The following is a 23060-nucleotide window of genomic DNA, read 5'->3' as shown; positions in this document are numbered from 1 at the left end:
CCCTTTAGCGGGCGGGCAGCAACAGGCTCGAATCACCATAGCTGTAGAAGCGATAGCCCGTCTCGATCGCATGGGCATAGGCCGCCTGCATCCGGTCCAGTCCCATCAACGCGGAAACCAGCATGAACAGGGTCGAGCGCGGCAGATGGAAGTTGGTGACCAGTCCGTCGATACCCTTGAAGCGATAGCCGGGGGTGATGAAGATCGCGGTGTCGCCCTCGAAGGGCTGGATCACGCGATTCTCGTCCGCCGCGCTTTCGAGCAGGCGCAGGCTGGTCGTGCCCACCGCGATGATGCGATTGCCGGCAGCGCGCACCGCGTTGAGCCGGTCCGCCACCTCGGGGGTGATGCGCCCCCATTCAGCATGCATCTTGTGGTCGTCGGTATCCTCGGCCTTCACCGGCAGGAAGGTGCCCGCGCCGACATGCAGGGTCAGCGTGGTGTGCTCGATCCCCGCTGCCGCGAGCGACGCCATCAGTTCGGGCGTGAAGTGCAGCGCGGCGGTCGGCGCGGCGACGGCGCCCGGTTCTGCCGCGAACATCGTCTGATAGTCCTCGGCGTCGCGTTCGTCGGTCGGGCGCTTGGAGGCGATATAGGGCGGCAACGGCATCTGGCCGCAGCGCTGGAGCAGCAGCTCCACCGGTTCATCGCCCTGGAAGTCGAGCGCGAAGCTGCCGTCCTCGGCGCGGTCCGAGGCGATGGCGATCGCGTCGGGGCCGAAGTCGATCGCGTCGCCGTCGCGCAGGCGCTTGGCGTTGCGGATGAAGGCGCGCCAGCGGCGCGGCCCCTCGCGCTTGTGGAGCGTCGCCCCGATCCGCGCCTCGCCGCGCGTACCCTCCAGCTGCGCCGGGATCACGCGGGTGTCGTTGAACACCAGGCAGTCGCCGGGGTGGAGCTGCGCGGCCAGATCGCGGACGATCGCGTCGCGGGTCTCGGCGCCCTCCAGCACCAGCAGGCGGGCGGAGTCGCGCGGGGACGCGGGGCGCAGCGCGATCCGCGCGTTCGGCAGTTCGAAATCGAAAAGGTCGACGTTCACGGGAGGATCGCGATCACTTCTTCTTGGGTGCCGGCTTCTTTGCCGCCGGCTTGGCGGTGGCCGCGGGCTTGGCCGGCGCGGCAGGGCCGGTCGGGATCAGCATCGGGCCGGCGGCAGCGGGGGCGGCGGGGGCAAGCGGCTGATAGGGCGGGGGATTGTCCGACTGGATATAGGCGTGGATGATCTTGGTCGGGTTCTGCGGCGGCTCGCCGCGCTCGATCTTGTCGACCCACTCCATGCCCGAGGTGACGCGGCCGAACACGGTATAGTCGTGGTCGAATGCCAGCTTGGGCTGCATCATGATGAAGAACTGGCTGTTCGCGCTGTTCTCCGCCTCGGCCTTCTGCTCGGCGGTGGCGTTGTCCGGCGCACCGCGACGGGCGGCGGACACGGTGCCGCGGACGTGCGGCAGCGAGCTGAACTCGGCGGGCACGTTGGGCAGATCCGAATCGCCGGTGCCGTCGCCCTTGGGATCGCCGCCCTGGGCGATGTTGTAGGGGTCGTCGACGACGCGGTGGAAGCTGAGGCCGTCATAGAAATGGCGGCGCGTGAGGGTCTTGATCCGCTCGACCATCTTCGGCGCCACGTCCGGGCGGAGGCGCACGGTCACGCGGCCGCCGGTCGAGAGGTCCAGCACCCAGGTATTCTCGGGGTCGGCGGGAACCACCACGGCGGGACGGGTGTTCGCATCCGAGGCGACGCCCTTGAACGGCTCGATGACGGGCTTCGGCTTGCCCCCGCCGCCCTGCGCCAACGCCGGCACGGCAAACAGCGTGGCGGCCATGGCGACCATCGTGGCTAGCAAACGCATCGAACTTCCCAATCGCTTCTGGTGAATGCGCGGCTCTAGACCAATCGCCGGGCGCCGCAAAGCCCGGTGGTGGGACCCTGGGGTCAGTTGCTGCCCTTGCGCCCCATCGCCTCGACGCGGGCGGCGACATCGGCCTCCACCGCCTCGGTCACGAAGCGGTGGATCGGGCCGCCATAGAGGGCGATTTCCTTGACCAGCCGGCTGGCGATCGGCTGGAGCGATACGTCGGCCATCAGGAAAACCGTCTCGATGCGGTCGTTGATCTGCTGGTTCATGCCGGCCATCTGATACTCATACTCGAAGTCCGCGACGGCGCGCAGGCCGCGCACGATCACGCTGGCGCGCTCACGCTCGGCAAAGTCCATCAGCAGCGAATCGAAGCTGACCACCTCGATCGCGCCGGTGATCCCCGCCACCTCGCGACGGACCATCGCCATCCGCTCTTCGACCGTGAACATCGGCGACTTGGACGGGTTGGTGGTGACCCCGATCACCAGCCGGTCGACCAGCTTCGCGCCGCGCCGGATGATGTCCATGTGCCCGCGGGTGATCGGATCGAAGGTGCCGGGATAGACCCCGATACGGCTGTGCATATGGTCTCTCCCCCCGGGACCGCTCAGCGGTCGCGTTCGAGCGTGAAGCGCGCCACGTCGCGCAGCAGATCGGCCTGGGGGCCGTAGGCGTGGAGATGGGCGATCGCCTGATCGACCAGCATCCGCGCCTGTTCGCGCGCGCGATCGATGCCGAGCAGCGAAAGGAAGGTCTCCTTGCCCGCCGCACCGTCCTTGCCCAGCTTCTTGCCGACCACCGCCTCGTCGCCCTCGGCATCGAGAATGTCGTCGACGATCTGGAAGGCGAGGCCGATGTCCCGCGCATAGCCGCGCAGGCCCGTGCGGCCCTCGTGCGGCACGCGGCCGAGGATCGCGCCGCATTCGACCGCGCAACTGATCAGCGCGCCCGTCTTCAGCGCCTGCAGCCGGGTGACGGTGGCGAGATCGAAGCTGGCCTTCTCGGCCTCCAGATCCATCATCTGGCCGCCGGCCATGCCGGCGGGGCCCGAGGAACGGGCCAGTTCGGAAATCAGTTCGACACGGACGAACGGGTCGGCATGCGTCGCCTCATGCGCGAGCAGCTCGAAAGCGAGATCGTGGAGGCAGTCGCCGGCGAGGATCGCGGTCGCCTCGTCGAACGCCTTGTGCACGGTGGGCTTGCCGCGGCGCATGTCGTCATCGTCCATCGCCGGCAGGTCGTCATGGATCAGCGAATAGACATGGATGCATTCGAGTGCCGTGGCGACGCGCGCGGCGCAGCTCTTGTCGACGCTGAACAGCTGGGCGGTGGCGAACACCAGCAGCGGGCGCAGCCGCTTGCCGCCGCCGATCGCGGCGTGGCGCATCGCCCGGTAGAGGTCGGCACGGGGATCGTCCGGCACCTCGAGCAGCCGGTCGAACTGGTCGTCGATCTCGGCGGCGACCTGGCGCAGCGCCGATTCGAGCGCGAGCGAAGCGTGGGTCACGCTCGCCACGCCTCAGCCGGCCGCGAAGGGGGTGGTGCCGGCGGCGCGCCCGTCGGCATCGGTGCGGATCGCCTCGATCCGGGCCTGCGCCGCATCCAGGCGCGCCGCGCATTGCCGGCGCAGCTGGTCGCCGCGCTCGTACAGGTCGATCGCCTCCTGCAGCGCCGCTTCGCCGCTTTCGAGTCGGCTCACGATCTTCTCCAGTTCCTTCAGCGCCTCTTCGAAGGAGAGCGCCGTGATGTCCGCTTGTTCCGCCATGGTGCCGCTATGCGGCAGGGTGGGGCCCGATGGCAACCGGGCCCCGCCGGGTATTTGCGCGCGAACTCCCTCGCCAGGCTTCTATCCAACCGTCATCCCGGCGAAAGCCGGGATCCATTGGGGTCTCCGCCACGGCTCTAGCTGCCACCGCGGGGCGACTGGATCCCGGCTTTCGCCGGGATGACGGCACGGGAAGCGCGCCGGGTCATTTATCGGCAGGCTTGGCGCCGGTGCGATAGCGGTCGAACCAGGCGAGGATCGCCGCCGCCTTGGCCGCCGACTGGCTGGGCCTTGCGGTGAAGCCGCCATGGCTGGCGCCGGGCACCTTCACCAGCGCGGTCGGCACGCCGCGGATCTGGAGCGCGGCATAATATTGCTCCGATTCGCTCACCGGGGTGCGGTAATCCTCGCTGCCGACCACGACGAGCGTCGGCGTCTTGACGTTGCCGACCAGGCTCAGCGGCGAGCGGTTCCAATAGCTCATCGGGTCTTCCCATGGCTGCTTGGCGAACCAGTAGCGCGAGGTGAAGCCGGTATTGTCCATGGTCAGCGCCTCGCTGATCCAGTTGATCACCGGCTTCTGCGTGGCCGCGGCCTTGAAGCGATCGTTCTTGCCGACGATCCAGGCGGTGAGCAGCCCGCCGCCCGATCCGCCGGTGACGAACAGATTGTCCGGATCGGCAACCCCCGCGGCGATGGCGGCATCGACCGCGGCCATCAGGTCCCCATAGTCATCCGCCGGGTATTTCTTGTCGATCAGGTCGGCGAATTCTTCCCCGTACGAGGTGCTGCCGCGCGGATTGGCGTAGAGCACCGCATAGCCGTGCGCGGCATAGAGCTGGTAATCGGTGGAGAAGCCGGGGCCATAGGCGGTGTGCGGGCCGCCATGGATCTCCAGGATCGTCGGCACGCGGGTGCCGGGCTTCATCCCCGGCGGCGTCACCAGCCAGGCGTCGATCTTGCGGCCGTCGGGTGCGGTCACCGCCAGCGGGGTCACCGGGGCGAGCGTCTTGGCGGCCAGCACCGTGTCGTTGAGACGGGTGAGGCGCTTCCCGTTCACATAGATGTCGGCGGGGTGCAGCGCGTCGCCGCCGGTATAAGCGACGGTGCCGCTTGCCGAGACGGTGAAGTCGCCGCCGGTATAGGGCCGATCGAGCCCCCCGCCGGTAAGGCCGGTCGCGACGGTGGTGACCTTCCCGTCCAGCCCGATGCGGGCGACGAGCTTGCGGCCGTGATCGTCATAGGAGACGAACAGGCTGCGGCCGTCCTTGGCCCACACCGCGTCGTCGATGCTCTTGTCGAGCCCGGCGGTGAGCGACCGGCTGCCGCTGCCGTCGCGGTTCATCACATAGAGCTGGGTGTTCTGGAAACTGCGATGGGTGTCGTCGAAGCCGAGATAGGCGATGCGGGTGCCGTCGGGCGAGAGCACCGGCGCGGCATCGGGGCCGTAGCGCTTGGTGATCTGGGTCAGCGTGCCGGAAGTGACGTCGACGGCGTGGATCTCACTGTCGTTCGGCTCGCGCTCCCAGTCCTTGCGGCGATTGCTGCTGAAGAACAGCGTGCGGCCGTCGCTCGACCAGGCCAGCGGGCCGGCATCGTCGAACGCGCCGAAGGTCAGCTGGCGCGGCGCCCCGCCGTCTGCTGCAACGACGAAGACATGGTCAAAGCCGGGCTTCAGATAGCCGCCGCCGTCGGCCCGATAGGTGACGCGGTCGATCACCTCCAGCGGCTCCGCCCATTTGGCGCCTTCGGGCCTGGGCGGCTGGCTGCCGAGCTTCATGCCCTCGCCGGGCACGGTCATGGTATAGGCGATCTGCCTGCCGTCCGGGGACCAGCTGATCCCGTGCGGGCTTTCGGCCAAGCCGGTCACGCGGGCGGTGGCGCCGGTCGCCATCCAGCGGACGAACAGCTGCTGTGTGCCGCCCTCGGCGCTCGACACATAGGCGAGGCGGGTGCCGTCCGGCGACCAGCGCGGCTGGCTGTGCGATCCCGCACCGGTAGCCAACGGCGTGTGCGCGCCGGTCTTCACGTCGACAAGCCAGATCGTCGCGCGGCCGCGATCGGTCATGATGTCGGCCGACTGGCGGACATAGGCGACCTTGCTGCCGTCCGGGCTGATCTGCGGGTCGCTCGCCTGCTCCAGCGCGAACAGGTCGCTGCCGGTGAACAGGCGGGACGGGCCCTCCTGCGCGACGGCGGCGACAGGGGCGGTGATGCTCAGAAGCAGGACGAGGGCGGCGAGGCGCAAGGCGGGTCTCCGGCTGGACAGATGCAGCATCGTGCTGCGGCAACCCGGCGCTTGGCAAGCCGGTTCGGTGGCGCTGGGCGCTGGTATGATTGCAGCGCGTGGCACCGCGTGCCTAGGTCCGCGTTGGGAAGCGCGAAGGAGACTTGCGGATGTTCGAAATCATCAACCCGGCGACCGGCGAGACCGTGGATCGTATTGCGGAGCTGGACGATGCCGGGATCGAGGCGGCGCTGGCGCGCGGGGCTGCCGGGTACAAGCAGTGGCGCGAAACCTCGATCGAGACGCGCACCGCGCTGCTGACCAGGATCGCCGATAGCTGGGAAGCCGACAAGCAGCATCTTGCCGAACTGGCGGTGCGCGAGATGGGCAAGACGATCACGAGCGCGCTCGCCGAGGTGGAGAAGTGCATCAGCGGCTTCCGGCACTATGCCGAGCACGGCCCCGCCTATCTGGAGCCGACGACCGTCAAGACCGCGAGTGGCCATGCCGTGGCGCGCTGGCTGCCGCTGGGGCCGGTGCTGGCGGTGATGCCGTGGAACTTCCCCTATTGGCAGGCCGTGCGCTTCCTCGCGCCGACGATTCTTGCGGGCAATGTGGCGCTGCTCAAGCACGCCTCGTCCGTCCAGGGCTGCGCGGCGGCGATGGAGGCGATGGCGCGCAAGGCCGGCGCCCCCGAAGGGCTGTTCCAGAACCTCGCGATCAAATCGGACAAGGTCGATGCGATCATCGCCGACAAGCGCGTGGTGGCGGTGACGCTTACCGGCTCGGAAGGTGCGGGCGCGAAGGTGGCCGAGGCGGCAGGGCGCGCGCTCAAGAAGGTGGTGCTGGAGCTGGGCGGTTCGGACCCGTTCATCGTCATGCCCTCGGCCGATCTCGACGCGGCGGTGAAGACCGCGGTGACCGCGCGCGTGCAGAATGCCGGGCAGAGCTGCATCTGCTCGAAGCGGATGATCGTCCATGCCGACGTATACGACACCTTTCTGGAGAAGTTCGTCGCCGGCATGGCCGCGGTGAAGATCGGCGATCCGATGGACAAGGAGACCGTGATGGGGCCGCTTTCCAGCACCCAGCAGCGCGATACCGTGCTGGGGCAGGTGGCTCGCGCCACGGCGGAAGGGGCGCGGCTGCTGACCGGTGGTGCGACGATCGACAGGCCGGGGGCCTGGATGATGCCGGGCGTGCTGGTCGACATCGACCCGGAAAGCGACGTCGCCAAGGAAGAGATCTTCGGTCCGGTCGCGGCTGTGTACAAGGTTGCCGATATCGACGAGGCGATCGCGCTGGCGAACGACGTACCCTATGGCCTCGGTTCGTCGGTGTGGACGCAGGACGAAGGCGAAATCGAGCGGCTCGCCCGAGAGATCGAGGCGGGGATGACGGCGGTCAACACGCTGCTCGCCTCGGTGCCCGAGGCGCCGTTCGGCGGCGTGAAGCTTTCCGGCCATGGCCGCGAGTTGGGCCCCTGGGGGCTGCACGAGTTCATGAACCTGAAGGCGGTGATGTTCACCTCGGGCAAGCCGGGGGGGGGAGTTGCCAGCATTCTAAGCCCCTCCCCTTAAGGGGAAGGGTTGGGGGTGGGGCAGTGTCTCGCAGAGACCAACGGACGTTCTGGAATCCCTCCACCCCAACCCCTCCTCCCAGGAGGAGGGGCTTAAGTATCAGGCCTCATCGCCCCGCCTTCACCTCGTTCAGCAGGTCCTTGCGGCTGAGCTTGCCGATCATCGTCTTGGGCAGGCTGTCGCGGATCACCACTTCCTTCACCCGCTCATGCTTGCCGAGCTGGGCGTTGAGCCAGTCGCACATCTCCTTGGCGTCCGCGGTCATGCCGTCGTTCAGCGCGACATAGGCGTGCGGCAGTTCGCCGTGATACGGATCGGGCAGGCCGAGGACGAGCGTCTCCTTCACCGCCGGGTGGGTGTAGAGCACCGCCTCGATCTGGCTGGGGAACACCTTGAACCCGCCGACCGCGATCATGTCCTTCAGCCGGTCGACGATCTGGATATAGCCGTCCTCGTCGATGATGCCGACATCGCCGGTGCGCAGCCAGTGATCGTCGACGAAGGTGCCGGCATCGGCCTCCGGCCGGTTCCAATAGCCGCGCATGATCTGCGGGCCCTGCACGACGATCTCCCCCGGCTCGCCTTCCGGCGCGGGCTTGCGGGGATCCTCCTTGTCGACCAGCCGCACGCGGGTGCCGGCGATCGGCTGGCCGATCGTGCCGCTCTTGTTCAGCCCGACATAAGGGTTGGCCGAGACCACGCCCGAGCTCTCCGACAGGCCATAGCCCTCGATGATGTGGGCGCCGGTGGTCGATTCCCAGTTGAGCTTGAGCTGCTCGGGGAGCGGCGCGCCGCCCGAAATGCAGAAACGCAGCGACGAGAAGTCGGAAGGCTGCATGCCCGGCGCGTCGAGCAGCGCCTGGTACATGGTCGGCACGCCGGGCAGCGAGCGGGGACGGGTGCGGCGCAGCTCGGTGAGCACCTGCTGCGCGTTGAAGCGCGGCAGCATGATGATCTTGCCGCCGTTGATCACTGTGCGGTTGAGCACGCAGGTATTGGCGAAGACGTGGAAGAACGGCAGCACGCCGAGGACCGAATCCTCCGACTGGCCGCGCTCGGGATCCAGCTCCGCCACCTGCCGGGCATTGGCGGAGAGATTCTGGTGGGTGAGCACCGCGCCCTTGGGGGTGCCGGTGGTGCCGCCGGTATACTGGATCAGGGCGATGTCGCGCTCCGGATCGATGTCGGGGATCGTGCAGTCGCCCTTGTTGGCGATCAGCTTGGAGAAGGCGAGGATACGCGGATCGTGCGGCCGGGCCGTCACCTCGCTGCCGCGGAACAGCTGGTAGAAGAGCGACTTGGCGGTGGGCAGCGCGCCCGCGACCGAGCCGACCACCAGCCGTTCCAGATCGCTCTTTTCCAGCACCTTGAGCGCGGTGGGCAGCAGCGCCGTGGCGGAAAGGGTGAAGAGCAGCCTTGTGCCCGAATCGGCGACCTGCGCGGCCAGTTCCTCGACCGAGTAGAGCGGCGAGAAGTTCACCACCGTCGCACCCAGCTTGAGGATGCCGTAATAGGCAGCGACGTAGTGCGGCACATTGGGCAGGAATAGGCCGATCCGGTCGCCCGGCCCGTAGCCCAGCGCGCGCAGGCCGCAGGCGACCCGGTTGGCACCGTCCAGCGTCTCGCCATAGCTGTAGATGCGACCCATGAAATCGAGCAGGGGCGCGTGCGGATGGGCGGCCGCGCTCTCCTCGAACAGGTCTACCATGGACCGCGGCGCGTAGCTGCGGTCCCACTCTCCTGGATGCCGATAGGCGGTCTTCCAGACCATTTCGGGCTTTGTCATTGACATCAATGTAAGCAGCCGAATTTTGCCATGCAAGCGCACTTTTGTAACATAGACTTGCGGCACCGTCGCGCAGAACGCGGGCGCTCGTCCCTACGGCAACATCCGAGGTGGATTCCGCGCCTCAGCGCGCGAGCTGGCGGCTCCAGGTGACGAGCACCGACACGGCCAGGACCCCCAGATCGATCGCGGCGTGCACCTGCTGGGGTGCCGAGTCGCCGGCGCGGTGGGTGAGGATTTCCAGATTTGCATGCGGGCGCGTCGGCTGCACCACGGCGATCGTCAGCGTGACGAGTCCGGCGAGCAACAGCAGATGCTTGCGAAGCGACATGCGAGCACTTCTCCCTGCCCGCATCCCTACACTCGATGCGGACCCGGTACAAGATCAGCCCAGCCTCAGGAGCGAGACCCGCGCCCGGTCCCGGCCGGCCGCCTTGGCATCGAACAACGCGGTATCGGCGCAGCGATACAGCGCCTTCCAGTCGACCTCGCTGGCGAGGGTGCCGGTGCAGGTGCCGATGCTGGCGGTGATCGTCAGATCGAACGGCATGCGCACGCGGCGCAGCGTGGCGAGAAGGGACTCGGGCTCGATCCGGCGATCGGCGGGGGTCAGCAGGGCGAATTCCTCGCCCCCCATCCGCGCCACCAGCACGGCGGCGGGCACGGCGCCGCGCAGCGCCCGGGCGAACAGGCGCAGTACTTCGTCGCCGCCGTCATGGCCCAGCGTCTCGTTGACGCGCTTGAAGTGATCGATGTCGATCAGCAGCAGCTGTTGCGGGTCGGTCCGGCCGATCGCCTGCTGGAGGAAGGCGCGGCGGTTTAGCAGGCTGGTCAGCGGATCGATGTCGGCGAGCTGGCGGGCCAGCACCTCGCGGGTGAGCGCCGCGTCGCGCTCGTCGCGGAGGAACTTGATCCGATAGGCCACGGCCAGCGAGGAGACGAGCGCCTCGGTGCCGATCGACAGGATCGTCGAATTGTCGATCCAGAAGTTCCAGGGCAGCAGGTGGAGCGCGGCCAGCACCCGCACGCTGGCCAGCACCAGGGGCGCGCACCACGCGACCGCGAACAGCCACAGGAAATGCGATCGCAGCCGCCAAGCGCTCCACAGCGTGGGTACCACGATCGCGAGCAGGCCGCTGAACGCCAGCGTGTAGAGCAGGTCCGCATGGCGGAGGTTGGCGGCACCCAGCACCACCACGGCCAGCGCCGACATCGGCACCGCCATCGCCACGATCTGGCTGCCGCGGTCCAGCCAGCGCGGGAGGGGCTGGTCCTCGAAGAAACTGCGGGTGAACAGCGCCGCCGCCCCGCCCGCGAGCCCGACGAACAGATAGTTGAACCGGATCCGATCATTGTTGGCGAGGATCGGTGCCGCCCATGCCAGCAGGCCGGACGAGCTGACGGTATAGCCGAGCAGGGCAGCCAGCAGCAGGCAGTAATGGAGCTGGAACCGGTGCCGCATCGCCGACCAGAGGGCGAGATTGTAGAGGATCAGCGCCACCGCGATGCCGGCGAAGAAGGCGTAGAGCCCGGCAAGAACGAGGTTCGCATGGTCGCCCTCCGCCCGGGTGGCGATCCGCACGCCGGCCACCACCCCGCGCAGGTTGGCCGCTCCGCGCACATGGAACAGTACCCGCACCAGCGCCGGCTCGCGCACCGGCACGGGGGCCTGGGCGATCGCGCCGAGCTGGATCAGCGGGCTGATGCCGCGCCGGTCGCTCTGCCAGGTCCGCACCGCACCGTCGGCGTACACGAAATAGAGGGTGACGCCGTCCTGCCAGAAACTGGCGAAGCGCAGTACCAGCGGCGCGGCGAAGGTAGACCGCCGGTCGATCACCTCGGTCATCGCCCAATAGTTTCCGGCACCGAATCGATGTTGCGGCGTTGTGCAGTCCAATCCTTCGGGACGGCGGAGCAGTGCGTCCGCCGTCTGCCCCGTATCGCGCACCATGCATGTGCCAAGTGGTTGACCGGCAACACCCGCTTGGGCATGTGCCGGCGGCACGAGGCATCCCGCCAGCGCGGACAGCGCGATGCAGAGCAACCGGCGGAGAAGCGCGCTAACCATGGTGGCATCGCTACGCCTGCCGGACAAAGAAGACGTAAATGAGGCCAGTACCCAGCATCGTTGACACTGCCGCAGGCCGCGCCGGCAAGGGTGGCCGCGTCGGCGCATCAGGGGTGCCCGTGCAGGGCGGCGACAGCCCCCCGCGCACCGGCGATCGCCGGCTGGACGTCGTGGACGTGTTGCGCGGCTTCGCATTGATGGCGCTGTTCCTGGTGCACGTCATCGAGAGCTATGAACTGTTCTGGGCGGGAGAAAAACCCGGCAAAATAACGGAGACGGTCTTTGCCCTGTTCATGGGGAAGAGCTTCTCGCTGCTGGCGCTTTGTTTCGGATTCAGCTTCTTCATCTTGATGGATCGGGCGGCGAGCCGGGGGCAGGACTTCACCTGGCGGTTCGCCTGGCGATTGCTGATCCTGGAGGGGATCGGATTCCTGCATTCGCTGATCTATCGCGGCGACATCATGCAGACGCTGGCGGCGATCGGTTTCCTGCTGTTGTTGTTCAACCGGATCCGCAGCCAGGCGGTGCTGCTGGCGGGGGCGGCCTTCTGCCTCATCGGGCCGTCGCTGATCGTCCAGCTGGTCGCCGGGGCAAGCGGCGCAGCGTGGGCCAATGCACCGGCCATGTCCTCGGTCGATCCGGGGATGCCGGTCTATCTCGGCGGCGACCTTTGGCAGGTGCTGCGGGTGAACCTCTGGGCCGGGCAGCAGTCCAAATACTGGTTCTTCCTCGAATATGGCCGGATGGTGCAGATCCTCGGGCTCTACCTGCTCGGGCTGGTGCTGGGGCGGACCGATTTCTTCGGTGACCTGCCGCATAGCCGGCGCTGGCGGGCCTGGGCTTTGCCGATCGCCGCCGCCATCGCCGCTGCGCTGTTCATGACGCGCGAGCCGCTGCGCGAAGCCTTCATGGCGCAAGGGTTCGGCCCGGGCGCCGGGCGCGCCTTCTGGGCGCTGATCAACATGTGGCTGGATCTGGCGGGCACCGCCTTCTGGGCGCTGCTGGTGATCGCCCTGTACGACAGCCGCGCGCGGGGACTGGTGCAGCCGCTCGCCGCACCGGGGCGGCTGACGCTGACCTATTACATCCTGCAGTCGGTCGTGTTCGTGCCGATCTTCTACCACTACGGCCTGGGGCTGTACGACGACTGGAGCGCCGCCACCCGGCTAGGCGTGGCGCTGGTGGCGATCGCGGTGCAGATCATCGTCGCGCAATGGTGGCTGGCGCGCTTCCAGTATGGGCCGATCGAGTGGGTGTGGCGGGCGCTCACCTATCTGCGGCGCGACGTGCCCTTCCGCCGCAAGGCCCCGGCGCGCGGCTGACGCGCCGGGATCGCGGGATCAGATGTCCTGCACCAGCCGGCCATAGAGCTCCGGCCGGCGATCGCGGAAGAAGCCGAAGGCGGCGCGGTGGCGCTTCACCCGCGCGATGTCGAGGGTCGCGGTGATCACCCCTTCTTCCTCGCGGTCCAGCTCGGCAAGGATGTCGCCGCGCTCGTCGGCGATGAAGCTGGTGCCGTAGAAGGTCTGTCCATGTTCGGTGCCGACACGGTTCGCGGCGATCACCGGCACGACGTTCGATACCGCATGGCCCACCATGGCGCGGCGCCACAGCCGGGCAGTGTCGAGGCTGTCATCGTGCGGCTCGCTGCCGATCGCGGTGGGGTAGAAGAGCAGCTCGGCGCCCATCAGCATCATCGCGCGCGCGGTTTCCGGGTACCATTGGTCCCAGCATACGCCCACGCCCAGCTTGGCGCCGGGGCCGTCCCACACCTTGAAGCCGGTATTGCCGGGGCGGAAGTAGAACTTCTCCTCATAGCCCGGGCCGTCGGGGATGTGGCTCTTGCGGTAGACGCCGGCGACCTTGCCGTCCGGGCCGATCATCGCGAGGCTGTTATAGTGGTGCGGGCCATCGGCTTCGAAGAAGCTGGTGGGGATGTGGATGGCGAGCTCGGCGGCGAGCGCCTGCATCGCCAGCACCGCCTTGTGCTCGGTCACCGGCTTGGCGTTGGCGAACAGGCCCTCGTCCTCGACGCGGCAGAAATATTCGCCCTCGAACAATTCGGGCGGCAGCACGACCTGGGCACCGCGGCCGGCCGCCTCGCGGACCAGTTCGGTCACGCGGGCGATGTTCGCATCGATATCGTTCGAGAAGGCGAGCTGCAGCGCGCCGACGGTGATTGCAGTCATGACGGTCCTCAGAGCGTGATGCCGAACCGGGCGAGCGCCGCGGCGGTCAGGAAATACAAAAGGATCGTGAGCCCGACGCCCGCGAGCAGGGCCGGCGGGAAGCCGACCCCCGATCGCAGCAGCGCCGGCACGAACAGGAACATGGGAAGTGAGGGCAGCACATACCAGAAGGTCGCCTGGAGATGGTCCGCCACCCGCCCCACATCCTGTGTGTCACGCCACAGCCAGATCACGCCCAGCAGCGAAATCAGCGGCAGCGACGCGACCAGGGCGCCGAACGCGGGACTGCGCCGGGCGAGCATCGCCACGACGGCGACGATCAACCCGGAAAGCAGCGCGCGGACGGCGAAGGCGGTCACCCGAGCGTCGGGATCTGCTGCGAGATGCAGTGGAAGCTGCCCCCGCCGGTGAGGATATGGTCCGCCCGCTGGCCGACGATGGTACGGCCGGGGAAGATGCCCTGCAGCGTCTGGATCGCGGCCTGATCGTTGGGCTGGCCGTAGAGCGGCACCACCACGGCGGCATTGCCGATGTAGAAGTTCATGTAGCTGGCCGGGATCACCTCGCCCTCCTCGTCCAGCACCGTGCCGGGGGAGGGCATGCGCACCACCTCGACCCCGAACGCTTCGGCGCGGGCGACCGCGTCGGCATAGATGCCGGCATTGGGATCGTCCTCGGCCGGCGTCGGGATCAGCAGCCTATTGGGACCGACGAAGCGGGCGAGGTTGTCGACATGGCCGTCGGTATGGTCGTTGGCGAGGCCGTCGCCCAACCACAGCACGCGGTCGTAGCCGAGGTCGCTGGCGAGCTTCGCCTCAACCTCCGCGCGGCCCAGCTCGGGATTGCGATTGGGGTTGAGCAGGCACTGTTCGGTGGTGACGCACAGGCCGCTGCCGTCGCCGTCGATCGCGCCGCCTTCCAGCACCCAGCCATGCTTGCGCGCGGTCAGGCCGCGACGCGTCGCGAGGCGGGCGCCGATCGTGTCGTCGCCTTCCAGGTCATATTTGCCGCCCCAGCCGTTGAAGCCGAAATCCTGCGCGACGCCGTCGCCGGTGATGATGCCGGCGGTATCCCGCAGCCAGATGTCGCCGAACAGTTCGGTCACGACCTCGGCAGCGTCGCCGGCCATCGTGCGGGCGGTCTCGGCAGCGGCGTCATCGGCGGCGACGAGGATCACGCGCTCGCCGCGGCCCTCGGCGTGCACCGCGCGGGCGAAGGCGATCACTTCTTCGCGGGCGGGTTCCAGGTCTTCGACCCAGAGGTCGGCATGGCTGGGAAAGCCGATCCAGACCGCATCATGCGGCGCCCATTCGGGGGGAGGAGTACGAGTCATGGCGCGGCCTTTACCCCCGTATGGGGACATGGGAAAGGCCGCGCCGTTCTCCGGTTATTCCCGGCCCAGCAGTACCCGGGCCTGCCCGGCGATCTGTGCGAGCATCGCCGCGTTGGGAACGGCCGACTGGCGGGCCCGTCGCACCAGCGCGCTGAACTGGTCGACGCGGTCGCGGTGCTCGGTCAGCCACGCTTCCACCGCCGCCTGGGGATCCTGCCCGTCGACACGGCCCAGGAAGTCCAGTCGCAGCTGCTGGAAATCGCGGGCGAGGCCGGCGATCAGCAGGCGTTCCCACACGTCCCCGGTGGTGATCCGCGCCGCCGTCGCCTGTGCCCAGTCGAGACCGAGGGCCTGGCCGAGTGCGGTGAAGGCGCGGGTGAGCACCAGCTCGTCGATGCCCTTGCGCTGGCCGAGATCGGCGAGGCCGACGCCGCCATCCATCTCGAAGACGCGGACCACGCGGTCGACCAGCTCGCGCGGGGCGCCGGCGGTGGTGAGCTTGCTGCAGAGCCGGTCGGCCTGGGCGCGCACCTCCTCCAGCATCAGGCCCTTGGCCTCGCGACCCAGCGCTTCGACGCCGGGCTTCAGCCGCTCGATCACTTCCGCCGGGCTCGCACCCGGGCGGGTGACGCGCAGCAGGTCGGCGATCTGGCCGCGCACCGCCACCGCTAGCTCGTCGAGCAGCGCGACGCGGGCGCCCTCGCTGATCTCGGCGGTTTCCACCGCCTGCCACAGTTCGGGCAGGCCCAGCAGCTGTTCGGCGACGACGAACATCGCGGCGATGTCGCGCATCGCGGCGCCTTCTTCCTCGGCCAGCTCGAACGGGTGGAGCACGCCGAGGCGGTTCACCACGCGGTTGGCAAGCTTGGTCGCGACGATCTCGTTGCGCAGCCGGTGCTCGTCGATCGCCTTGCCGAAGCGCTCCTGCATCGCGCGTGGGAAGGCGGCGTGCAGGTCCTGGACCAGCGCCGGGTCATGCCCGAGGTCGCCCTGCTCGATGGCGTCCTGCAGCGCCAGCTTGGCCGAGGCGAGCAGCACCGCCAGTTCCGGCCGGGTCAGCCCACGGCCTTCCTGCGCGCGCCGCAGCAGATCCTCGTTGGAACCCAGGCCCTCGACATTGCGGTCGAGCCTGCCGGTGGCCTCCAGGATCTCGATCACCCGCACATAGCTGGGCAGGTCGAGCGCGCCGTCATTCTCCATGAAGGAGAGCGCCAGCGTCTGCAGGCGGTTGTCCTCCAGCACCAGGTGCGACACGTCGTCCGTCATCGAGGCGAGCAGCGCGTTGCGATCCTCGAAGCCGAGCCGGCCCTCGATCATCTCGCGGTTGAGCGCGATCTTGATGTTGACCTCATTGTCCGAGCAATCGACGCCGGCCGAATTGTCGATGAAGTCGGTGTTGATCCGGCCGCCGTTCCGCGCGAACGCGATGCGTGCGGCCTGGGTGACGCCGAGATTGGCGCCTTCGCCCACCACCTGTGCGCGGACCTGCTCGGCATTGATGCGGATCCGGTCGTTGGCGGGATCACCCACCTCGCCGTTGCTCTCGCTCGCCGCCTTCAGATAGGTGCCGATGCCGCCGAACCACAGCAGCCCGACGCGCGCCTTGAGGATCGCGATCATCAGGCCGTTGGGATCGATGCTGTCCACGTCGAGGTCGAGCAGCGCCTGGACCTGTGGGCTGAGCGGGATCGACTTCTCGGTGCGGGGGAACACGCCACCGCCCTCGGAGATCAGCGCCGGGTTATAATCGGCCCAGCTCGAGCGCGGCAGCGCGAACATGCGCGCACGCTCCTCCCAGCTCTTCGCCGGATCCGGATTGGGATCGAGGAAGATGTGGCGATGGTCGAACGCCGCAACCAGCTTGATCGCCTTGGAGAGCAGCATGCCGTTGCCGAACACGTCGCCCGACATGTCGCCCACGCCGGCGACGGTCACCGGCTCGGTCTGGATGTCGGTGCCCATTTCGAGGAAATGGCGGCGGACCGAGACCCAGGCGCCCTTGGCGGTGATGCCCATCGCCTTGTGGTCATAGCCGACGCTTCCCCCGGAAGCGAAGGCGTCGCCCAGCCAGAAATTGCGTTCGATGGCGAGCGCATTGGCGACGTCGGAGAAGGTCGCCGTGCCCTTGTCGGCGGCGACGACGAAATAGGGGTCCTCGCCGTCCAGCACGGTCACGCCCTGCGGGTGCACGACCTCGCCCGAGACGATGTTGTCGGTGATCGACAGCAGCGCGCGGATGAAGATGCGGTAGCTCTCGGTACCCTCGGCCAGCCAGGCGTCGCGATCGATCGCGGGCGAGGGGAGGTGCTTCGGATAGAAGCCGCCCTTGGCGCCGGTCGGCACGATCACCGCGTTCTTCACGCGCTGCGCCTTCATCAGGCCGAGGATTTCCGTACGGAAATCGTCGCGGCGATCGGACCAGCGCAGGCCGCCGCGCGCGACCGGGCCGGCGCGCAGATGGATGCCCTCGACGCGCGGGCTGTACACCCAGATCTCGCGCCAGGGGAGCGGCGCGGGCAGGCCCGGCACCTTGGCGGAATCGAGCTTGAACGCCAGCGCCTCGGCACCTGCCGGGGCATAGGCGTTGGTGCGCAGCGTCGCCAGCACCACGCCCTTGAACAGCCGCAGGATACGATCGTCGTCGATCGCGTTGACCTGGGCGAGCCCCGCGTCGATCGCCTTGGAAGCCGCGTCGATCGCGGTGGCGTCGCCGCCGCGCGCGGGGTTGTGCGCGGCTTCGAACCGCTCGACCAGCGCGAGCGCCACCAGCGGCGCACGGCGCAGCGCATCGACCACGGTGCCGAGGCCGTAGAGCATGCCGGTCTGGCGCAGATAGCGGAACCAGGCACGCAACAGCACCACCGCATCCGGGCTGATCCCGGCCTCTACGATCAGGCGGTTGAACAGGTCGTTCTCCGCCCGGCCTTCCAGCACGGCGGCAATGGCCGCCTCGACGATCGCCGGATCGCGTTCCAGCATGTCGCTGCGGTTCGCCGGCTCGACCTTGAAGTCGTGGATGAACGCGCCGTTGGTCAATTCGGTCGGCACTTCCTCGAGCACGCGGAAGCCGAAATTCTCGAACGCCGGCACCGCATCGGACAGCGCCAGGGCGCCGCCCAGGCGGTAGAGCTTGATGCGATACTTGCCGGGTTCGTCCGGCAGGGCAACGATCCGCACCGAACGGGCATGGTCGTCCTCCAGCCCGCCGATCCGCACCATGTCCTGCGCGGCTTCCTCGGGCGTGTGGGTGAGGCGATAGACGTCCGGGAAGGCGTTGGCGAGCCGCAGCGACAGGCGGGCGGCGCCGCTCCCGGCGATCTCGCTCAGGCACGCTTCCACGGCCGGCGCCCAGCCGCGCACCATGCGGGCGATCCGCATGTCCAGCTCGGCCTCGTCCGGCATCGTCGTGTCGCCGCGCAGGTCGAGCGTGTAGCGCAACTGCGCCAGCACGCCGTCTTCCAGCGCGATCGACCAGTTGATCATCTTCGCGTGCGCCGCCTCGGTCAGCATATTGCCGATCGTCTCGCGGTGGCCGGCGGCAACCTGCTCGCGCGGCAGCCAGACAAAGGCGAACAGGTGGCGGCCGAGCGTGCTGCGCACCAGCACCAGCTTCGAGCGCGGGCGATCCGCGACCGACATCGCGGTGAGCACCAGGCTTTCCAGCGCCTCCAGGTCGAAGGCGGTGGTAAGGTCATGCGGCAGGCCGGTGAGCGCGTGGGTCATCGCCTTGCCGGTATGGCCGGCCGGATCGAAGCCGAACTTCGATTCGAGCATCTCCAGCCGCCCGCGCAGCATCGGCACCATCGCCGGCGGCGTGTTGAGTGCCTGGCTGGTCCACAAGCCGTAATGGATCGACAGGCCGGTCACCTCCTGGCCGGTCATGATCGGCGTCACGACGATGTCGAGCGGCACGCGGCGGTGCACGGTGGAGGTGGCATTCGACTTGAGAAGCAGCGGCACTTCGCCGCCCATTTCGAAATAATCGACCGCGAGGTTGCGGGAGGCGTCCGCCAGCAGCGGGGTTTCATGGGTGTAGCGGGCAAGCCCGATCTGGTCGCTGCTCTCGCCGCCGACCGACCATTTCTCGTGGCCGAGCAGCGTCATCGCATCGTCGGCGAACCAGCGCAGCAGCGCCTCGCCTTCGCGCGAGGGGACGCGCGCGGCATCCAGGCCCATTGCCTGCTGCAACGGTCGCCAGTCCGACACGACGTCGCGGACATGTTCCAGCACCCGCTCGATCTCCGCGGTCAGCGCGCGGCGCGTGCGGGCGTCGGCACGCTCCATCTCGATGTAGATCATCGATTCGGGCTGCGAATCCTTCGCCTTCTCGCCGATGTCGGTGACCAGGCCGGTCGCGTTGCGCTCCACCGGCAGGATCGGGTGAATGATACGGAAGATGCCGAGGTCGAAGGACGCGATCGCGCCGGCGATCGAATCGACCAGGAACGGCATGTCGTCGTTGATCACGGCGAGCCGCATCTTGCGGCTGGCATCGTCCTGGTAGGTTTCGAGATTCAGCCGAACGGTGCGCGGCGGGCGTTCCGCCGCCGTTTCCGCGACGAACCGCGCCACTTCCGTGCGCTCGGCCTCGTCCAGTCCTTCCAGCTCTCCTGGCAGGGCGCCTTCAAAGATACGTTCCTCGAAGGCCTGCATGATCTTTTTTTCTAGGTTCTTCATGGCTGCGGCTATGCTCCTGGGGGCAAGTCACCTCAAGTCTGGAAAAACCGTTAGGAAAGGCGCAAAAGCGCCGTTCGCCGCACTGTGAATCATGCTGCGGCGCGGCGTACGGCCCTGTCGGTCAGGGCCGCGTCGTCTTCCACCCGGGCGATGATGTCGAGCCCGCCGGTGCCGGCGCGTGCCAGCAGCAACACGAACTCGGCCCCGCCGGCCGCCATCGCGACATGCGCGATCGGCGCGCGTGCCCGCAGCGCGTCGGAGGCGCGGGCGAGGGCTGCAGGCTTGCGGTCGCCGGTCAGCGCGGCGCGAAGCTCGCGTTCGGCCTTCACCACGCCCTTGATGCCGCCGGGCGTGATCTCGAGGAACGCGTCGAGCCCGCCTTCGGGCACCGCCAGCCGGCGGGCATGGGTGAGCACCGTCGCGAACTCGGCCAGCCGCGTCTTGTCGTACGCCGCGCCGAAGACGAGCTTCACCACCGGCGTCATCGGCGCACGGGCCTGCGCCACGATCCCCGCCTCGGCGAGCAGCGCGGCATAGCCCTCGGCGTCCTTCTCGGCCGCGAGCGCGAAACCATAAGCGCGGTCCAGCGCCCGATAGAGCGCCACCCGCCCGCGCAGATCGGAGGCGCGGGCCGCCGCGGCCGATTCGCGCGCCAGCATCAGCTGGTCGGCAAGCGCGGAGGTCATTTCGCTATGGGCCAGGTCGGCGCTGACCGGCGTTTCGAAGCCGGCGCTCGGGCCGTCCGCCCAGACCGACTGTACCGCCGCCGGGGGCGGCGCGGCGCGGCGCGACGCCTCGATCTCCGCATCGAGCTGCGCCTGCAGCGCGGGGTCGACCACTTCCTTCCAGTTGATCACGCCGTAGATGAAGTCGATCTTGTCCGGGTTCGATGCGAACGGCATGAGGATGCCGCGATAGAACATCTGGTGTCCGCGCTGCCCGACGAACTCGGCCTCGAAGCCGATCGGCGCGCGATTGGCGATGATCTGCAGATAATGGTCGGTGAGCCGGGAGAGCAGCGACCGACTCGGTACCTCGCCGACACGGGCGATCGCGCCCTCGATGCCGCATTCGGCGCGCAGCGCGGCGCCGAGATAGCGGATCGCGGGATTTTCGATGCCGTCGGTGAAGTCCAGGAGCACGCTGTTGGGGCCGAAATCGGCGATGTTCTCGGGATCCAGGTCCTGGATCGCCGGATAGGGGCGGCCGCGCAGCAGCGATACCCAGTGGTTATAGGCGCGCACATGCATGCGGCGCTCGTCCCCGCCGATGGCGACCGGGCGTTCGTCGATCGCCTCGTCGGGCGCGTTCGCGGGCTCCGAATCGGCCGGAAGATGGATGCCGCGCGCCATGTTCATGCAGATGCTCCACTGCGGGCCGGGCCCGAAAACGCTGTTCTCCGTCACTGTGCAGGCGGCTTGGTAAATGGCACGTAAAAGGCGACAGCGGGAAATGCCGGAGGCCGCCGCCGCCGCCCGTGCGGGGAGGTGAGAACCTCCGGCAGGCAACGGGCCCTCGCCTAAAGAAAGTGCGGCGCCGGGCAACGAGGTGCTTGCCACCACTCGAAACCGCTGGTAAGCGCGCCATCCTCCAGGCGAGCCAGTGCTTGGACGATTTGGTACGCCGCTTTAGCTCAGCTGGTAGAGCATCGCATTCGTAATGCGGGGGTCACAGGTTCGAGTCCTGTAAGCGGCACCATTCCAAGCCATTGAAATCACTAGCTTTTCTTTGCAGCCGACCGGTTGGTGGTGGGTTCCTACGCGTCTTTGGTATCGCGCTGGTATCGCAACCCGGATTCGGGTGCGTTCCTGGTACACCGCGATCGTAGATTCGGCGGACAGGAATCACGCGACGCAATCCCATGTTGATCGACCGTGATGGCCGGCAGCGTGCCCTGTGCGGGTATCACGCCGCCGGCAATTGCTTCATCGGAGGCGCCTGCGACCCGCCGCAAGATCGATGATCTTTCGATCCCGGTTGCCGTTTAGCAGGTGCACCTTCGTCAGCTTGCCCACATCCTCCCAGAGCGATTCCACGCCGTCGATGAAGTCGGCGAGGTATTCCGGGCGGAGATGCCGATAGTGGCGCTTGTTCGTCCCGTCGCCCCGATGTCCTGCGGCGGTTTCGATCTGCGCTTCCGGGACGCCACGACGGTGCATCTCGGTGCTGGTTGTGTGCCGCAGCGTGTTGGGTGATCCCAACCCTACGAGCTTAGGACGCGGCACGGTCTCGCCCAACTTCGCGCGCGGCGGCAGCCATATCGGCGTTCCGCTCGCATCGGTCTGCTGACGGCAGATACCGGCTCCAACGAGCGTCTTCTCGAACGCGGTCTTGATGCTGGCGGCGGGTTCATAGACAAACCGATGCTCGCCGGTATCGCGATCTACATAGCGTCGCTGCCACTGGATGGCCCGACCGGAATAGAGCTCCAGCCACGGCGCGAGCGTCGGTGCGATCGGGACGATGGACCGACGCTTCTTGGTCTGGTTGCGGCCCGGTGCGTTGAAGTAGATCACTCCGTCCCGAACCTGCGTGTCCTTGTCGAGCTCCAGCACCGCTTCCACCCGGGCATTCGTGCTGAGCATGATCATTGCGAACATGTGGATGTGCCGCCGCTCTTCCAGTGCCCAGGCGGCTTCCAGCAACGCGGCGATCTGCTCGACCGTGTAGACAAGCTCACGAGGTTCCGGCTTTCGGCGCACGTCCGGCACGAAGGGCGCCGACGCGATCATGTTGCGCTTCCACGCCCAGTTGAGCGGCTGACGCAGTGCCGCGGTGTCTCGGGCGATAGTGTGCCCGCTGACACCCTGCTGTGCGCGCCAGGCATGGAAACGCTCGACCAAGGCGGTCGTGACGTCCGCGACGGTGGGTGGGCCGGCAAGCCGACCCTGTGCCTGCTCCTCGGCGAAGAAGGTCAGCCAGTGCTGCACGCCATTCGCATATCGGTCCGGGGCGGAAAGGTTGGGCACGGCATGCTGAAGGAGCCAATCGGCCATCAGCTTTTCGACATATACTGCTTCGACCGGCGCCTGCACCAGCTTTTGGCTGGCGAGATAGTGCTCGGCTAGTGCGTCTTGGGCGGCTTGCGGTGCTTGGTCTGCGCTACCGCCGCTGATGCCAAGCGACTTGCGGCGAACCCGGCGCTCGGATCCATTGCTGCCCTTGTCGTACCAGCATAGGCACCAGTTGTCCCTGTCTTCTCGGTACCAAAGCCAGAATGATCCGAGTTGGTAGCGGCGCTCGAAGTTCTTGGGGGAAGGTTGGGTGCGTTGTCTTGGTCGCATACGGCGGTAAGTGCTTCGGCCTCTAATTTGGAAAGTATGTTGTAGATTGGTTCGCTGAGTAAAACCTTTGCCTGGTCTATGCTGAGGCAGAGCTTGCGATTGTTGTGCATCGACTTCCTCAGTTTATCCATCAGTTCCAGAATGACGGTCATCGGTCAGGCAGGCCTTCCAGGTTGCGAATTTGAATGTGCATAAATCCTCCATGCGACGTGCATGGTATACAACACATTTATGCACTTGTGTATGGGAAAAATCATGCGCTATCAGCGCCGCGCCGCGCATGTGCGGCTTTCTA

The 23060-nt window shown here is 67.7% G+C and carries 18 protein-coding genes and 1 tRNA gene; 3 read left to right on the top strand and 16 right to left on the bottom strand.

The window, feature by feature from the left end:
* Nucleotides 1-4: 4 nt before the first annotated feature.
* The 6 genes from queA to KK7_RS0109700 all read right to left on the bottom strand — a co-directional run bounded on the left by queA (nt 5) and on the right by KK7_RS0109700 (nt 5899).
* Nucleotides 5-1036 carry a tRNA preQ1(34) S-adenosylmethionine ribosyltransferase-isomerase QueA gene (queA, locus tag KK7_RS0109725; protein WP_010544453.1) on the bottom strand — a complete coding sequence of 344 codons (1032 nt, stop codon included), beginning with the start codon at nt 1034-1036 and terminating at the stop codon, nt 5-7.
* 13 nt (nt 1037-1049) lie between these two features.
* On the bottom strand, nt 1050-1847 hold the full coding sequence (locus tag KK7_RS0109720; RefSeq protein WP_029623149.1) for a peptidylprolyl isomerase: 798 nt from the start codon (nt 1845-1847) through the stop codon (nt 1050-1052).
* Nucleotides 1848-1930: 83 nt separating this feature from the next.
* Entirely contained in the window at nt 1931-2440 is a 510-nt protein-coding gene (gene coaD / locus KK7_RS0109715) for a pantetheine-phosphate adenylyltransferase (protein ID WP_010544451.1), read from the bottom strand.
* Nucleotides 2441-2463: 23 nt separating this feature from the next.
* On the bottom strand, nt 2464-3372 hold the full coding sequence (locus KK7_RS0109710; RefSeq protein WP_010544450.1) for a polyprenyl synthetase family protein: 909 nt from the start codon (nt 3370-3372) through the stop codon (nt 2464-2466).
* Between the two features lie 3 nt (nt 3373-3375).
* A complete protein-coding gene (locus tag KK7_RS0109705; RefSeq protein WP_010544449.1) occupies nt 3376-3621 on the bottom strand; it encodes an exodeoxyribonuclease VII small subunit in 246 nt (81 codons plus the stop codon).
* A gap of 205 nt (nt 3622-3826) precedes the next feature.
* Nucleotides 3827-5899: an alpha/beta hydrolase family protein gene (locus KK7_RS0109700; protein ID WP_051121294.1), complete on the bottom strand. Its 2073-nt coding sequence runs from the start codon at nt 5897-5899 to the stop codon at nt 3827-3829.
* 119 nt (nt 5900-6018) lie between these two features.
* Between KK7_RS0109700 and KK7_RS0109695 the strand changes: the two genes are divergently transcribed.
* Nucleotides 6019-7428: an NAD-dependent succinate-semialdehyde dehydrogenase gene (locus KK7_RS0109695; protein ID WP_010544447.1), complete on the top strand. Its 1410-nt coding sequence runs from the start codon at nt 6019-6021 to the stop codon at nt 7426-7428.
* A 106-nt stretch (nt 7429-7534) separates the two neighbouring features.
* Here KK7_RS0109695 and KK7_RS0109690 read toward each other — a convergent pair whose 3' ends face one another.
* The 3 genes from KK7_RS0109690 to KK7_RS0109680 form a co-directional block, all read right to left on the bottom strand.
* On the bottom strand, nt 7535-9214 hold the full coding sequence (locus KK7_RS0109690; protein ID WP_029623147.1) for a long-chain-fatty-acid--CoA ligase: 1680 nt from the start codon (nt 9212-9214) through the stop codon (nt 7535-7537).
* A 124-nt stretch (nt 9215-9338) separates the two neighbouring features.
* Complete coding sequence (locus KK7_RS0109685; protein WP_010544445.1) at nt 9339-9545, bottom strand: hypothetical protein; 207 nt, start codon at nt 9543-9545, stop codon at nt 9339-9341.
* 54 nt (nt 9546-9599) lie between these two features.
* Nucleotides 9600-11165: a GGDEF domain-containing protein gene (locus tag KK7_RS0109680; RefSeq protein WP_237709179.1), complete on the bottom strand. Its 1566-nt coding sequence runs from the start codon at nt 11163-11165 to the stop codon at nt 9600-9602.
* Between the two features lie 155 nt (nt 11166-11320).
* On the opposite strand from KK7_RS0109680, the gene KK7_RS0109675 reads away from it, so the two are divergent.
* Nucleotides 11321-12604: a DUF418 domain-containing protein gene (locus KK7_RS0109675; RefSeq protein ID WP_237709178.1), complete on the top strand. Its 1284-nt coding sequence runs from the start codon at nt 11321-11323 to the stop codon at nt 12602-12604.
* Nucleotides 12605-12622: 18 nt separating this feature from the next.
* Here KK7_RS0109675 and aguB read toward each other — a convergent pair whose 3' ends face one another.
* From aguB to KK7_RS0109650, 5 genes are all read right to left on the bottom strand, one after another.
* Nucleotides 12623-13471 (bottom strand): N-carbamoylputrescine amidase, encoded by an 849-nt coding sequence (gene aguB / locus KK7_RS0109670; protein WP_010544442.1) that lies wholly within the window; start codon nt 13469-13471, stop codon nt 12623-12625.
* Between the two features lie 8 nt (nt 13472-13479).
* The gene (locus KK7_RS0109665) at nt 13480-13830 is read right to left on the bottom strand and encodes a DUF3147 family protein (RefSeq protein ID WP_010544441.1); all 351 of its coding nucleotides are present in this window, start codon (nt 13828-13830) and stop codon (nt 13480-13482) included.
* On the bottom strand, nt 13827-14804 hold the full coding sequence (locus KK7_RS0109660; protein ID WP_010544440.1) for an agmatine deiminase family protein: 978 nt from the start codon (nt 14802-14804) through the stop codon (nt 13827-13829). The genes KK7_RS0109665 and KK7_RS0109660 overlap by 4 nt, the downstream gene beginning before the upstream one ends.
* A 54-nt stretch (nt 14805-14858) precedes the next feature.
* On the bottom strand, nt 14859-19481 hold the full coding sequence (locus KK7_RS0109655; protein WP_010544439.1) for an NAD-glutamate dehydrogenase: 4623 nt from the start codon (nt 19479-19481) through the stop codon (nt 14859-14861).
* An 89-nt stretch (nt 19482-19570) separates the two neighbouring features.
* Nucleotides 19571-20839, bottom strand: a complete 1269-nt coding sequence (locus KK7_RS0109650; protein WP_010544438.1) for a PAS domain-containing protein — start codon at nt 20837-20839, stop codon at nt 19571-19573.
* Nucleotides 20840-21103: 264 nt separating this feature from the next.
* Between KK7_RS0109650 and KK7_RS0109645 the strand changes: the two genes are divergently transcribed.
* Nucleotides 21104-21179 (top strand) — tRNA-Thr (locus tag KK7_RS0109645).
* 227 nt (nt 21180-21406) lie between these two features.
* Here KK7_RS0109645 and KK7_RS0109640 read toward each other — a convergent pair.
* On the bottom strand, nt 21407-22477 hold the full coding sequence (locus KK7_RS0109640) for a tyrosine-type recombinase/integrase (RefSeq protein ID WP_157999999.1): 1071 nt from the start codon (nt 22475-22477) through the stop codon (nt 21407-21409).
* A 68-nt stretch (nt 22478-22545) separates the two neighbouring features.
* Nucleotides 22546-22917 carry a hypothetical protein gene (locus KK7_RS22890; protein WP_157999998.1) on the bottom strand — a complete coding sequence of 124 codons (372 nt, stop codon included), beginning with the start codon at nt 22915-22917 and terminating at the stop codon, nt 22546-22548.
* Between the last annotated feature and the right edge of the window lie 143 nt (nt 22918-23060).

The sequence above is a fragment of the Sphingomonas elodea ATCC 31461 genome (genome assembly GCF_000226955.1).
Taxonomy (GTDB): domain Bacteria; phylum Pseudomonadota; class Alphaproteobacteria; order Sphingomonadales; family Sphingomonadaceae; genus Sphingomonas; species Sphingomonas elodea.
Note: the sequence above shows the minus strand (reverse complement) of the source record. Positions and strands in the feature narration are given on the sequence as shown.